This window comes from Phycicoccus sp. M110.8 (assembly GCF_032464895.1).
GTDB lineage: Bacteria > Actinomycetota > Actinomycetes > Actinomycetales > Dermatophilaceae > Pedococcus.
In genome coordinates this window covers 934,891-948,068 of sequence record NZ_JAWDIC010000001.1, presented here as the reverse complement: position 1 = coordinate 948,068, position 13,178 = coordinate 934,891, and the positions used below count along the sequence as shown (strand labels likewise).

Here is a 13,178-nt window from a genome sequence, read left to right as displayed (position 1 = left end):
ACTGACTACTGGTAAGGAACGGGTCGCGGACCTAGGCTGACGCCATGGCTCCGGAGCTCATCGCCGATCCCGAGACCGACCCCACCGCGACGTATGCCGTGGACCCGGCGCTCGTGCGCCGGCTCACCCGGCGGGTGGTGGCTGCCCCCCGGGCGGCGGAGCACCGAAGCGTCACGCCGCTGACGGGGGCGCCGCTCGCGACGCTACCGCTCTCGACGCGCGAGGACGTCGCCGTCGCGGTGGACGCCGCCCGGGCGGCCCAGCGGGCCTGGGCCCGGACGCCGCTGGAGCTGCGTGAGCGGGTCTTCCTCCGCTACCACGACCTCGTGCTCGAGCGGCAGGTCGAGCTGCTCGACATCGTGCAGCTCGAGTCCGGCAAGACTCGCGCCCAGGCCTTCGAGGAGGTCGCCGACGTCGCGATCGTGGCGCGGCACTACGCGCGCTCGGCCGCGGCATACCTGCGTCCACGACGGCGACCCGGCCTCTTCCCCGTGCTCACCCAGAGCACCGAGCACCACCACCCGCGCGGGGTGGTCGGCGTCGTCAGCCCGTGGAACTACCCGCTCAGCCTGGCCATCACTGACGCGATCCCCGCGCTCATGGCGGGCAACGCGGTCGTGCTGCGGCCGGACCTGCAGGCCTCGCTGACCGCGCTGCAGGCGGTGCAGCTGCTCACCGAGGCGGGGCTGCCCGAGTCGGTGCTGCAGGTCGTCCTCGGTGACGGGCCGACCGTGGGCCAGGCGGTCGTCGACCTCACCGACTACGTCTGCTACACGGGGTCGACGGCCACCGGTCGCGCCGTCGCCGAGTCCGTGGCCAGCCGGCTGGTGGGGTACTCCCTCGAGCTCGGCGGCAAGAACTCCATGTACGTCGCCGACGACGCCGACCTCGACCGCGCCGTCGACGGAGCGGTGCGGGCGTGCTTCTCCTCCGGCGGGCAGCTGTGCATCTCCGTGGAGCGGCTGCTCGTGCACGACGCGGTGCACGACGAGTTCACCCGGCGGTTCGTCGCCGCGGTGAAGGCGATGCGGCTCGGCGCCGACCTCGCCTACGGGCCCGACATGGGGTCGCTGGTCTCCCAGGCCCAGCTCGACCGCGTCAGTGCGCACGTCGAGGACGCCCGGGCCAAGGGGGCGCGCGTGCTCGCCGGCGGGCGGGCCCGGCCCGACCTCGGCCCGTACTTCTACGAGCCCACGGTGCTCGAGGGCGTCACGAGCGCGATGGACCTGCGCGACGGCGAGACGTTCGGCCCGGTCGTGTCGGTCTACCGGGTCGGCAGCGACGAGGAGGCGATCCGGTTCGCCAACGACACCGACTACGGCCTCAACGCCTCGGTCTGGACCCGCGACGTGGGCCGGGGAAAGCGCGTCGCCACCGCGATCCACGCCGGGACCGTCAACGTCAACGAGGGGTATGCCGCGGCATGGGGGAGCGTGGCCAGCCCGATGGGCGGGATGAAGCAGTCCGGGGTCGGGCGACGGCACGGCGCCGAGGGCATCCTCAAGTACACCGAGTCGCAGAACGTCACGGTGCAGTACGGCCTGCCGATCGGTCCGGCGTTCGGCATGTCGCAGGAGACCTACGTCCGGGTCATGACCTCGGCGCTGCAGGCGCTCAAGGCGGTCGGTCGCCGGTGAGGACCGACGGCGGGTTCGACCACGACGTCGTGGTCGTCGGGTCGGGCTTCGGCGGCTCGGTGACGGCGCTGCGGCTGGCCGAGAAGGGGTACCGGGTGCACGTGCTGGAGTCCGGGCGCCGGTTCGCCGACCAGGACTTCGCGCGGACGTCGTGGGACCTGCGCCGCTACCTGTGGGCGCCGCGGCTCGGGTGCTTCGGGGTGCAGCGGGTGCACCGGCTGCCCGACGTGGTGGTCCTGGCCGGTGCGGGCGTCGGCGGCGGCTCGCTCAACTACGCCAACACGCTGTACGTGCCGCCGGCCGAGTTCTTCGCCGACCGGCAGTGGGCCGACATCACCGACTGGCAGGCCGAGCTCGGACCGCACTACGAGACCGCGAGCCGGATGCTCGGCGTCGTCGAGAACCCGTGCGACGGGGTGGTCGAGCAGGTCATGCGCCTCGCCGCCCGCGACCTCGGGGTCGAGGACACCTACCGCAAGACGCCCACCGGTGTGTTCTACGGCATGCCCGGGCGTCGGGTGCCCGACCCCTACTTCGGCGGCGCGGGTCCGGAGCGGACCGGCTGCACCCAGTGCGGCAACTGCATGGTCGGCTGCCGGGTGGGCGCCAAGAACACCCTCGTCAAGAACTACCTGGCTCTGGCCGAGTCGCTCGGCGCCACGATCGAGCCGATGCGCACCGTCGTCCGGGTCGAGCCGCGCCCCGGTGGCGGGTATGCCGTGACGCACGAGCGGACGGGCGCGTGGTCCCGTGGGAGCCGGCGGACCGTCACCGCCGAGCAGGTGGTGCTCGCCGCCGGCACCTGGGGGACCCAGAAGCTGCTGCACCGCATGCGCGAGGAGCGGGTCCTGCCGCGGCTGTCGGAGCGGCTGGGGCACCTCACCCGGACCAACTCCGAGGCGCTCAACGGCGCCATGACCGAGCGCGTGCCCGAAGGCGCGGACCTCTCGCGCGGCGTGGCGATCACGTCCTCGTTCCACCCCACCGCGGACACCCACGTCGAGAACTGCCGCTACGGCCCCGGCTCGAACGCCATGGGCCTGCTCGCGACGATCCTCGTGCCCGGCGGCCGGCTGCCCCGACCCGTGCAGTTCCTCGTCGAGGCGGTCAAGCACCCGGTCGTCTTCGTGCGCTCGTTCTCGGTGCGCCGCTGGAGCGAGCGCACGGTCATCGGGCTGGTCATGCAGTCCAAGGACAACTCGCTGCAGGTCAGCGGCCGTCGGGGGCTCCTCGGTGGCTGGGGTCTGACGTCCCGGCAGGGCCACGGCGAGCCGAACCCGACCTTCATCCCGGAGGGGCAGGAGGCGATGCGGGTGCTGGCGCGGCGGCTCGGGGAGGCGACCGGTCTGCGGGCGTTCGCGGGCAGCAGCCTGGGCGAGGTCGCGGACATCCCCCTGACGGCGCACTTCCTCGGCGGGGTCGCGATCGGCTCGAGCCCGGAGCGGGGGGTGGTCGACGGGTACCAGCGGGTGTGGGGCTACCCCGACCTGCACGTCGTCGACGGGTCGGCCGTGTCGGCGAACCTCGGGGTGAACCCGTCGCTGACCATCACCGCCCAAGCGGAGCGGGCGATGTCGTTCTGGCCGGTCAAGGGCGGAGCTGACCCGCGACCGGCGCAGGAGGAGGGGTACGTGCGGGTCGAGGCGGTGCCCGCGCCGCGGCCTGCGGTCACCCGGTACGGGCCCGCGGCGCAGGAGGCGTCGGCCCTGCCTGCGACCGACACGGCGCCCAGCTTCGGCGGTTGACACCGGCGTCGCCGTCTGGACGGCCGCACGGCCTCCAGCCCGGTCGAGCGCCCGGCGCGACGTCGGGTCCCGCCCCGGACACCAAGGACGGTTGACGGGGCCCCCTGCCCCCCGCCAACCGTCAGCGTTGGGTGGTGTGACTGGAGACGAGCCGGGGGTGGGTCTCCAGCCACACCACCCAGACAACGACGGCTCTTTCGCGGGGTTACGCGCCGTCACGGAAAATTTGTGTCTTTCCCTGGCACCGGCTTCCCGCGTCGCTGCCAGGGACAACGGGCACTGCAGCAGCGCTATGCATTGCCCCCGGCTGCGGGGCAGTGCAGGGCGTGGTGAGGGTGACCTTGGGGTGGGTGGCGCCGGGGGCGTGACGCTGTGCATTGCCCCCGGCAGCGGGGCAGCGCAGAGCGCTGCGAGAACGCGGACCGTTGGAGACGTGGCGCTCGAGACGTGCTGCTCGAGACGTGCTGCTCGAGACGTGCTGCTCGAGCCCTGCTGCTCGAGGCCTGCTGCCCGGGACCTGCTGTCCGGGACCTGCTGCCCAGCGCCCACTGCTCGCGGCCCCCCGCTCGGGCGCCCTCGGGGCCCGCGCGGGCTACCGCTCCCGGGACGCCGGCGAGGGCTCGTCGCGCCAGGAGGCCCACAGGGCGGCATACGGGCCGTCGGCGGCCACCAGCTCGTGGTGCGTGCCGATCTCGCTCACCAGCCCGTCCTCCACCACCGCGACCCGGTCGGCGTCGTGGGCCGTGTGCAGCCGATGCGCGATCGCGACGACCGTGCGGCCCTCGACGACGGCTGCCAGGGAGCGCTCGAGGTGCCGGGCCGCTCGCGGGTCGAGCAGCGAGGTCGCCTCGTCGAGCACCAGGGTGTGCGGGTCCGCGAGCACCAGCCGGGCGAGCGCCACCTGCTGCGACTGCGCCTCGGTCAGCGCGTGGCCCCCGCTGCCGACGACCGTCTCCAGCCCCTCGGGCAGCCCGAGCGCCCACTCGTGGGCGTCGACGGCGCGCAGCGCCTCCTCGAGCTCCTCGGTGCCGGCACCCGGACGGGCGAGCAGCAGGTTGTCGGCGAGGGACCCCACGAAGACGTGGTGCTCCTGGGTCACGAGCGCCACCTCGCCGCGCAGGTCGCCGAGGTCGAGGTCCACGAGCGGTACCCCGCCGACGTCGATCCTGCCCTCGCGTGGGCCGTCGATGCCGGCCATGAGCCGACCGAGCGTCGACTTGCCCGCGCCCGAGGGCCCGACGATCGCGAGCCGCTCTCCGGGCCGCAGGTCGAGCGAGACGCCGTGCAGCACGTCGTGCCCGGCGCGGTAGGCGTAGCGGACGTCGTCGACCTCGATCCGGGACCCGTCGGGGCGTGCCCCGGTGGCCTCCCGGTCCGGCGGCACCTCGCCGACGCCGATGACCCGCGCCAGCGACGTCGCCCCCACCTGGATCTCGTCGAGCCAGCCCAGCAGCTCGTCGAGCGGGCCGACCATCTGCTGGATGTACAGCGTCACCGCGGTCGCCACGCCCGCCGTGATGTGCCCGTTGATCGCCAGCCAGCCGCCCCACACGATCGCGCCCGCCGTCGGCACGTAGTAGCCGAACACCACGGCCGGGAACCACCGCAGCCGCAGCCCCAGGGTGTACCGCTCCGCGCGGTAGCACTCGCGCAGCGCGTCGTGGAACCGGCTGCGGCGCACCCAGGCCAGCGAGAGGGCGTCGATGGTGCGCGCGCCGTCGACGGTCTCGGCGACGACACCGTTGAGCGCGGCATACGTCGCGCGCTCCCACAGGTAGCCGTCGCCGGCCTTGCGGAGGTAGCGGCGCGTCGAGAACCAGTAGAACGGCACCCCGAGCAGGATCGGCAGGGTCGCCAGCGGTGAGGTGAGCAGGGCCGCCACGACCGTCATCACGACCGTCATCGACGCGACGAACAGCGACGGCACCCCGAACCGCACGACGTGGGAGAGGGCCTCGACGTCGTTGGTCGTGCGCGCCACCAGGTCGCCCGTGCCCGCCCGCTCGACCGTCGACAGCGGCAGGTTGACCGCCCGCGCCACGAACTGCTCGCGCAGCTGGGCGAACACCGTCTCGCCGAGCAGGAACGCCGCGCGCCGGGCGGCCCAGGTCAGCCCCGTCTGCACGACGACCGCCACTGCCAGCAGCACCCCGATCCGGTCGACGTCGCCGGTGTGGCCGTTCCCGCTGACGAGGTCGACGAGCCGCCCCACCAGCCACGGTGCGGCCAGGGCGGCGAGCGCGGCAAGGGCGTGGAGGACCAGCACCTGGGCGACGAGCCCCCGGTGCTCGGACGCGAGCGCACGCGTGTGCCGCCAGACGGCGGCGGTGTCGGCCACCGGCAGGGTGCGCCGGGCGTGGTCGGTCATCATGCCGGCTCCTCCTCCCTGATGACGATGTGCCGGTATGCCGGGTGCTCGGGGTCCGCGAGCAGCTCGCGGTGGGTGCCACGGGCGGTGACGAGGCCGTCCTCGAGCAGGACCACCTCGTCGGCCTGACCGAGCAGCAGCGGGCTGACCGAGGTGACGACGGTGGTGCGGCCCCGCCGGTGCTCAGCCAGTCGCTCGGCGACGCGGGCCTCGGTGTGGGCGTCGACCGCGCTCGTCGGCTCGACGAGGACGAGGACGTCGGCGTCGGTCAACAGCGCCCGTGCGAGCGCGAGCCGCTGCCGCTGACCTCCGGAGTACGACCGCCCGCGCTCCTCGACGAGCCCGTCGAGCCCGTCGGGGACCGCGTCCAGCACGTCGAGCGCGCTGGCGGTCTCCAGGGCCCGGCGCACCTCCGCGTCCGTCGCCGTCGCCGTCGCCGTCCCGGCCGGAGCAGGCGCGGGTGCCGGAGCCGCCACCGCCACACCCGACGCGGACGCCACAGCCGACCGCGACAGCGACGGCGACCGGGCGGCCAGCAGCTCCTCGCGCAGGACGCCGGTGAACAGGCGCGGGTCCGGCTCGCTCACCACGACCGACCGCCGGACCTGCTCGATCGGCAGGTCGTCGAGGCGGACGCCGCCCCACGTCGTCTGGTGCGGCCCGGGGCCGTGGCGGCCGAGTCGCTCGGCCACCGCGGCCGACTCCTCCGGCCGCGCCGAGACGATCGCGGTGAGCACGCCGCCGCGGACCACGGTGCCCGACAGCGGGTCGACGAGGTCGGCGCCGGGGTCGGGCAGCTCGGCCCGGGCATCCTGCCCCGGCACGTGGTCCGGCTCGATCGCCATGACCCTCAGCATCCGGCCCGCCGCGATGTGCGCCCGGATGCCGCGGTCGATCACCTCTACGGCCGTCTGCAGCGGCATGGTGAGGAACGCGGTGTACCCGTAGAACGCCACGAGCTGTCCCGGCGTGATCCGTCCCTCCACCGCCTGGCGGGCCCCGAGCCAGGTGACGAGCACGACGAACACGCCCGGCAGCAGCACCTGCGCGGAGTCGAGGGCCGCCTGGAGGCCGGCCACGCGGAATCCCGTGGCGCGCACCCTGGCCGACTGCGCCTCGTACCGCCGCAGGAACGTCTGCTCCCCGCCGATCCCGCGCAGGACGCGCAGCCCCGCCACGGTGTCCGCGCCGAGGGTGGTGAGCCGTCCGGCCTCCTCGCGCTGGCGCGCCTGGCGCCGCTGCAGCGGGCGCACGATGAGGGTGAGGCTCCCCAGCATGACCGGGCCGCCGAGCAGCACCAGCCAGCCGAGCGGGGGCGAGGCGGCGAGCAGGATCGCCCCGACGACGACGTAGCTGACGACGGCCCCGGTGAACCGTCCCATGACGTCGTACAGCCCTCCGAGCCGCATGACGTCGTTGGCGAACACGGCGACGACCTCGCCCGAGGGCAACGTGCGGGTCAGCGCGGGCCCCGCGCGCTCGACCCCGAGGGCGGTGAGCTGGGCACCACGGTAGGACGCGTAGAGCCAGTTCTGGACCGCGAACCAGTGCCGCGCCGCGGCCATCGACGCGGCGACCGCGCCCAGCCCGAGCAGCGCCAGCGCCCAGCGGACCAGCCCCGCCGCGTCGCCGGGGACGATGCCCTCGTCGACGCCCTTGCCCACCGCGGCGGGGATGAGGGCGATGGCGAGCATCCACACCGCGCCGCTGGCCATGCCGACGAGCTGGGTGGGCCACTGCCGCGCCGCGACCCACACGAGGAACCGGACCGTGCTCCGGGTGTCGGGCCGGCCCGGGTCCGGGAAGGGGATCTCGCGCATCAGGGGCACCACGGTAGGCGTGGGCACGGACACGACGACACCGGTTTTCCGGCTGCCCGGACGGTGCAGGCGGCAGGTCGTCCGCGGGGCCGTCGGGCCTCGTGTCCGTGCGCACAGGGACGTCACGTAGCCTCGTCGCGTGCTGCGAACCGCCCTGAAGCCGCGCTGGCTCGGCCTGTTCGCGGTCGTCCTCGTCGTGGTGGCCGGCTGCATCCAGCTGGGCCTGTGGCAGCTCCACGTCGCCCAGGACAAGGGCCTCGCGGACGCCCTGCGCAAGGCGCACGAGGCGCGCCCGGCCCTGCTCGACACCGTCATCCGGCCGCACCAGCCGTTCCCGAACCCCCAGTCCGGGCGCAGCGTCACGGCGATCGGGACGTATGCCGCGGACGGCCAGTTCCTCGTCGGCCCGCGTCGCCTCCAGGGCCGCACCGGCTACTGGGTGGTCACGCCGCTCGACGTGACCGAGAGCAACGCGCGGATCGCCGTCGTGCGCGGGTTCGTGACCGACACGACGCGACCGGTCGAGCCGCCGACCGGGACGGTGTCGGTGGACGGCTCGCTCGCCCCGGGGGAGTCGCCCTCCGACCCGCCGCCCGGCCTGCCGGCGTGGCCGCAGCAGGCCCGCGGCTCGGTCGACCTGGCGGTGCTCGTCAACGAGTGGCCGGGGGAGCTCTACAACGCGTTCGTCTTCGCCCAGACGGAGCGGACGGCGACAGGCTCCGGCATCCCCACCCCTGCCGGGGTGCAGCGGGTGCCCCCGCCCGAGGTGGAGGGCGGCCTCAAGTGGCGCAACGCGGCATACGCCGTGCAGTGGTGGGTCTTCGCGGCGTTCGCCGTGTTCATGTGGTCCAGGATGGTGCGAGAGGATGCCCGACGTGACGACGACTGAGATCCGGGATGTGCAGGGCGCGCGCCGCGCGCTCGGCTGGTTCAAGGTGATGGCGATCCTCGCGGGCCTCGCGATGTTCGTGCTGATCGCCGAGATGGTCCTCAAGTACGGCTTCGACAACGCGGCGCTGTCGTGGTGGAGCCCGGTGCACGGCCTGATCTTCATGGTCTTCGTGTTCACCGTGGCGAACCTCGGCTTCAAGGTCGGCTGGTCGTTCGGGCGGATGGCGGCGATCGTCGTGGGCGCGTGCGTCCCGCTCGTGGCGTTCTGGATCGAGCGACGGGTGGCGACGGAGGTCGAGCCGCGGCTGGCCGGTAGCCTTTCCCCGTGACCGACGCCGCAGCCAGTGACGTGACCCAGGCCCAGGACGACGACCGCGTGGAGGCGCCCGAGGGCGACCGCGTCGAGGTGCCGGCGACGCCGCTGCAGTCCCGGCCGGTGCTGGTCGTGGACTTCGGCGCGCAGTACGCCCAGCTCATCGCGCGGCGGGTCCGCGAGGCGGACATCTACAGCGAGGTCGTGCCGCACACCGCCTCCGTCGAGGAGCTGCTCGCCAAGGACCCGGCGGCGATCATCCTCTCCGGTGGCCCGTCGTCGGTGTATGCCGAGGGCGCGCCCGGCCTCGACCGTGCGGTCCTCGAGGCGGGGGTCCCGGTCTTCGGCATGTGCTACGGCTTCCAGGCCATGGTGCAGGCGCTGGGCGGCACGGTCGCGCACACCGGGCTCGGCGAGTACGGCGCGACGCCCGCGCAGGTGTCCGACCCGTCCTCGACGCTCTTCAACGGCCAGCCGACCGACCAGTCGGTGTGGATGAGCCACGGCGACTCCGTCACGCAGGCGCCGGACGGCATGCGCGTCACCGCGTCCACCGCGGGCGCGCCCGTCGCCGCGTTCGAGGACGACGAGCGCCGGCTCTACGGCGTGCAGTGGCACCCCGAGGTCATGCACTCGACGTTCGGCCAGCGGGTGCTGGAGAACTTCCTCTACAAGGGGGCGGGTCTCGCCGGCGACTGGACCGCCGCGAACGTCGTCGACGAGCTCGTCGGGGCCATCCGCGAGAAGGTCGGCGAGTCCCGGGTGCTGTGCGCGCTCTCCGGCGGGGTCGACTCCTCGGTGGCGGCGGCCCTGGTGCAGAAGGCCGTGGGTGACCAGCTCACCTGCGTCTTCGTCGACCACGGCCTGCTGCGTTCCGGTGAGGCCGAGCAGGTCGAGAAGGACTTCGTTGCCGCGACCGGGGTCGACCTGGTCGTCGTCGACGCCAAGGAGCGCTTCCTGAGCGCGCTCGCCGGGGTGTCCGACCCCGAGGAGAAGCGCAAGATCATCGGCCGCGAGTTCATCCGCGTCTTCGAGCAGGCCGCTCGCGACGTCGTCGGCAGCCGCGGTGACGACGAGCACCCCGTCGAGTTCCTGGTCCAGGGCACGCTCTACCCCGACGTCGTGGAGTCCGGCGGCGGCACCGGTGCGGCAAACATCAAGAGCCACCACAACGTGGGCGGACTGCCCGACGACCTGCAGTTCAAGCTCGTCGAGCCGCTGCGCTCGCTGTTCAAGGACGAGGTGCGCCAGGTCGGGCTCGAGCTGGGCGTCCCCGAGGCGATCGTCTGGCGCCAGCCGTTCCCCGGCCCCGGCCTCGGCATCCGCATCGTCGGCGAGGTGACGGCCGAGCGCCTGGAGGTCCTGCGCGCCGCGGACGCCATCGCCCGGCACGAGCTGTCGGCCGCCGGCCTCGACCGCGACATCTGGCAGTGCCCGGTGGTGCTGCTGGCCGACGTCCGGTCGGTCGGGGTCCAGGGCGACGGCCGCACCTACGGCCACCCCGTCGTGCTGCGCCCGGTGTCGTCCGAGGACGCCATGACCGCGGACTGGACGCGCGTGCCGTACGACGTGCTCGCCAAGATCTCCACCCGTATCACCAACGAGGTGCGCGAGGTCAACCGCGTTGTCCTCGACGTGACGAGCAAGCCGCCGGGCACCATCGAGTGGGAGTGACGCGGGTGGGTCGGCCCGTCTCGCTGGCGACGCTGGAGGACTCCGCCAGCCGCTGGGTGATGCGGCACGTCCTCATCGGGCCGCCGCTGTCGCTGGCCACCCGGCTCACCGTCGAGGGCAGGCGGAACGTGCCGCGGTCGGGCGCGCTCATCGTCGCCTCGAACCACCTGTCGTTCATCGACTCCATCGTCATCCCGCTCGCGTCCGGGCGGCAGGTGCACTTCCTCGGCAAGGCCGAGTACTTCCAGGGCCGCGGCCTGCGCGGTGGCCTGGTCCGCTGGTTCCACGCGACGGCCGGCACCATCCCCGTCGACCGGTCCGACCCGCGGGCGGCGATGAGGTCGCTGGAGCTCGGCGAGGAGGTGCTGCGCCAGGGCGAGGCGTTCGGCGTCTACCCCGAGGGCACGCGCTCGCCCGACGGGCGGCTGCACAAGGGCCGCACCGGCGTGGCCCGCATGGCGCTCGCGACCGGGGCGACCCTGCTGCCGTGCGCCGTGATCGGCACCGACAAGGTGCAGCCGGCCGGGTCCAACGGCTTCCACCCGGCCAAGGTCACCGTGCGGTTCGGGCCGCCGGTCGACGTGGCGGGGCTGTCGCGGCAGTACTCCAAGGGCGCGCTGCTCCGGGCGGTCACCGACGCGACCATGGACGCCATCGCCGAGCTGTCGGGCCAGGAGCGATCCGACCAGTACGCCTCCGACGTCAAGGCCGCCCTGGCTGCGGGGAGCTGAGCGACCCGCTCGCCCCGGCGAGGGACCTACCCGCAAAACAGCGGTTGCTCGGCAAACCGCGGGATGGTGTCCCGCGGTTTGCCGAGCAACCGTTGTCTTGCGAGATCCGCGCGAGGTGCGGGGACCTTGTCCCCTGCGGCGTCAGGTCCTTCGTCGGGACGATGGAGCCGTGGAAGGAGGTGTAGTGATGAGACTGACGATGAGAGACCTTGTGGCGACGGTGCTCGTGCTGGCCATCGGCATCCCCTATGTGGGGTACCTGGTCAACGGCGAGATGCCCTTCATCAAGGACCCCCGAGGGATGTCCGCACTAGGCCTGGTTCTGGGTGCTGCGGCATTCCTCACGTTCAGGGGTGCCAACGAGCACGACCGTGTCGGGACGACACAGGCGGTGCTGGCCGGGCTCGCAGCGGTGCTGGGGATCGTGACCCTGGTGCTGGCGGAGACGGCGGCCGCTGAGGTCCTGCTGGCCGTGTTCATGGGATCGATCCTGGTCGTGTGGGCGTTCGAGGTGGCCGACCACGCTGGTTGGGTCCACGCGCACGCCGCGGCGCACAGCTGACCGACCACACCGCGGGTGGGGTGGCGACTCGTCACCCCACCCGTCCGCGTCCGGGACGGCGCTGAGGTATGCCGGGGAGCCCGGCCCGCGTCGTCCCCGCGTCAGGCGGGGGCGTCAGTGCCCCGAAGGGCGCCCGCGAATGAGGCAGCCGGGCGCAGCGAGGGCAGCAGCGCCGCCTGGTAGGCGTGGTAGACGTCGGGCTTGCCCTTCCACACCGTGGCCGCGGGCTGGTTGCGCTCGTCGAGCTCGTGCCGCCACGATCCGCGCTCGCGGTCGATGAAGCACGCCTGCGCGTGCGCCCACCACGCGGCATACCAGTCGGCGTAGTCGTGCTCGCCGGTCTCGCGGGCCAGGACCCAGGCCGCGCCGATGCCCTCGGCGACCACCCAGTGCAGCCGCTGGCGCACGACGGGCGTCCCGTCGAAGTCGGTCGTGTAGACGAACCCGTCGCAGTCGTCGGCGTGCCAGCCGTCGGCCACGGCCCGGTCGAACAGCCCTGCGGCGTCCTCGAGCAGCCAGTCCGGGGCGTCGTCCCCGAGCGCGGTGCGCAGGTGCAGGGTGAGGCGCGACCACTCCAGGAGGTGCCCGATGGTCACGCCGTAGGGGCGGAACGGGTCGGCCGGCGAGTCGCGGTTGTAGTCGGGCAGGGCGGTCCAGTCCGGGGTGAAGTGCTCGGGCAGCCGCCAGTCGTTGTCGCGCGCGAACCCGTGCACCACGCGCTCGACGACGCGGGCCGCCTGCCGCAGCGGCTGCGGGTCGCCGGTGACCTCGTGGACGGCGAGCAGCGCCTCGACGGTGTGCATGTTGGCGTTGACGCCGCGGTAGTCCTCCAGCGTCGTCCAGCCGCGGTCCCACGCCTCGACGGCCATGCCCGCCTCGTCGTCCCAGAAGTGGTCGGCGAAGACGGCCCTCGCCTCGGCGAGCAGACCGGCCCCGTCGGGGTGGCCGGCCGCCGTGGCGCTGGAGGACGCGAGCAGGACGAAGGCGTGGTCGTAGCAGGCCTTGCCCGTCGAGACCGGCTCACCGGTGGCGGTGTCGACCGCGGAGAACCAGCCGCCGTGCTCGGCGTCGCGCAGCACCTCACGCAGCGCGCGGACGCCGTGGTCGAGGACGGGCTCGGCGTCGGCGTTCCCGGCGAGCACCTCGAGGGCCGCCACGTGCGTCATCCGGCAGGTGATCCAGGCCTCGACCGGGCGGTCGAGCTCGGGGCGTCCGTCGTCGTCCAGCCACGCGAACCCGCCGGCGGGGTGCACGGAGCCGCGGGCGAAGTCCCAGAGCCGTGCGCGTTCCGCGGCCAGCCAGCCTGCGTCGGGGGTGGAGGGCGCGGTGGTGGGCTCGGGCGGCATGGCCCGCATCGTATGCCGCGCGGCTGCGGCCCACCGCGGGTGTCCGGGCCGCCCGCCCCCGACACCAGCGGTGGGCCGACGAGGCCGTGCC

At 73.7% G+C, this 13,178-nt stretch carries 10 protein-coding genes; 7 read left to right on the top strand and 3 right to left on the bottom strand.

Features of this window, described 5'->3' with window-relative positions; genetic code table 11:
• Positions 1-44 precede the first annotated feature (44 nt).
• A complete protein-coding gene (locus tag RKE38_RS04425; protein WP_316006235.1) occupies positions 45-1,637 on the top strand; it encodes a succinic semialdehyde dehydrogenase in 1,593 nt (530 codons plus the stop codon).
• On the top strand, positions 1,634-3,382 hold the full coding sequence (locus RKE38_RS04420) for a GMC family oxidoreductase (RefSeq protein ID WP_316006234.1): 1,749 nt from the start codon (positions 1,634-1,636) through the stop codon (positions 3,380-3,382). The genes RKE38_RS04425 and RKE38_RS04420 overlap by 4 nt, the downstream gene beginning before the upstream one ends.
• Positions 3,383-3,974: 592 nt before the next feature.
• Here RKE38_RS04420 and RKE38_RS04415 read toward each other — a convergent pair.
• The gene (locus tag RKE38_RS04415) at positions 3,975-5,753 is read right to left on the bottom strand and encodes an ABC transporter ATP-binding protein (protein ID WP_316006233.1); all 1,779 of its coding nucleotides are present in this window, start codon (positions 5,751-5,753) and stop codon (positions 3,975-3,977) included.
• Positions 5,750-7,570, bottom strand: a complete 1,821-nt coding sequence (locus RKE38_RS04410; RefSeq protein WP_316006232.1) for an ABC transporter ATP-binding protein — start codon at positions 7,568-7,570, stop codon at positions 5,750-5,752. Before RKE38_RS04410 ends, RKE38_RS04415 begins: the two co-directional genes overlap by 4 nt.
• A 139-nt stretch (positions 7,571-7,709) precedes the next feature.
• Here RKE38_RS04410 and RKE38_RS04405 point away from each other — a divergent pair, with 139 nt between their 5' ends.
• The 5 genes from RKE38_RS04405 to RKE38_RS04385 all read left to right on the top strand — a co-directional run bounded on the left by RKE38_RS04405 (position 7,710) and on the right by RKE38_RS04385 (position 11,741).
• A complete protein-coding gene (locus RKE38_RS04405) occupies positions 7,710-8,459 on the top strand; it encodes an SURF1 family protein (RefSeq protein ID WP_316006231.1) in 750 nt (249 codons plus the stop codon).
• Positions 8,446-8,790 (top strand): DUF3817 domain-containing protein, encoded by a 345-nt coding sequence (locus RKE38_RS04400; RefSeq protein WP_410055430.1) that lies wholly within the window; start codon positions 8,446-8,448, stop codon positions 8,788-8,790. Before RKE38_RS04405 ends, RKE38_RS04400 begins: the two co-directional genes overlap by 14 nt.
• A 77-nt stretch (positions 8,791-8,867) precedes the next feature.
• Positions 8,868-10,448, top strand: a complete 1,581-nt coding sequence (gene guaA, locus RKE38_RS04395) for a glutamine-hydrolyzing GMP synthase (protein WP_316007595.1) — start codon at positions 8,868-8,870, stop codon at positions 10,446-10,448.
• Between the two features lie 5 nt (positions 10,449-10,453).
• Complete coding sequence (locus tag RKE38_RS04390; RefSeq protein ID WP_316006229.1) at positions 10,454-11,179, top strand: lysophospholipid acyltransferase family protein; 726 nt, start codon at positions 10,454-10,456, stop codon at positions 11,177-11,179.
• 199 nt (positions 11,180-11,378) lie between these two features.
• Positions 11,379-11,741: a hypothetical protein gene (locus RKE38_RS04385; RefSeq protein WP_316006228.1), complete on the top strand. Its 363-nt coding sequence runs from the start codon at positions 11,379-11,381 to the stop codon at positions 11,739-11,741.
• A 101-nt stretch (positions 11,742-11,842) separates the two neighbouring features.
• Here the strand turns inward: RKE38_RS04385 and RKE38_RS04380 are convergent, their stop codons facing one another.
• A complete protein-coding gene (locus RKE38_RS04380; protein WP_316006227.1) occupies positions 11,843-13,087 on the bottom strand; it encodes an AGE family epimerase/isomerase in 1,245 nt (414 codons plus the stop codon).
• Positions 13,088-13,178 lie beyond the last annotated feature (91 nt).

What these genes read in the sequence shown, in the direction of transcription:
- RKE38_RS04425 (WP_316006235.1), top strand. Translation starts at nt 45, where the DNA reads ATGGCTCCGGAGCTCATCGCCGATCCCGAGACCGACCCCACCGCGACG.
- RKE38_RS04415 (WP_316006233.1), bottom strand. Translation starts at nt 5,753, where the DNA reads ATGATGACCGACCACGCCCGGCGCACCCTGCCGGTGGCCGACACCGCC.
- RKE38_RS04410 (WP_316006232.1), bottom strand. Translation starts at nt 7,570, where the DNA reads ATGCGCGAGATCCCCTTCCCGGACCCGGGCCGGCCCGACACCCGGAGC.
- RKE38_RS04385 (WP_316006228.1), top strand. Translation starts at nt 11,379, where the DNA reads ATGAGAGACCTTGTGGCGACGGTGCTCGTGCTGGCCATCGGCATCCCC.
- RKE38_RS04380 (WP_316006227.1), bottom strand. Translation starts at nt 13,087, where the DNA reads ATGCCGCCCGAGCCCACCACCGCGCCCTCCACCCCCGACGCAGGCTGG.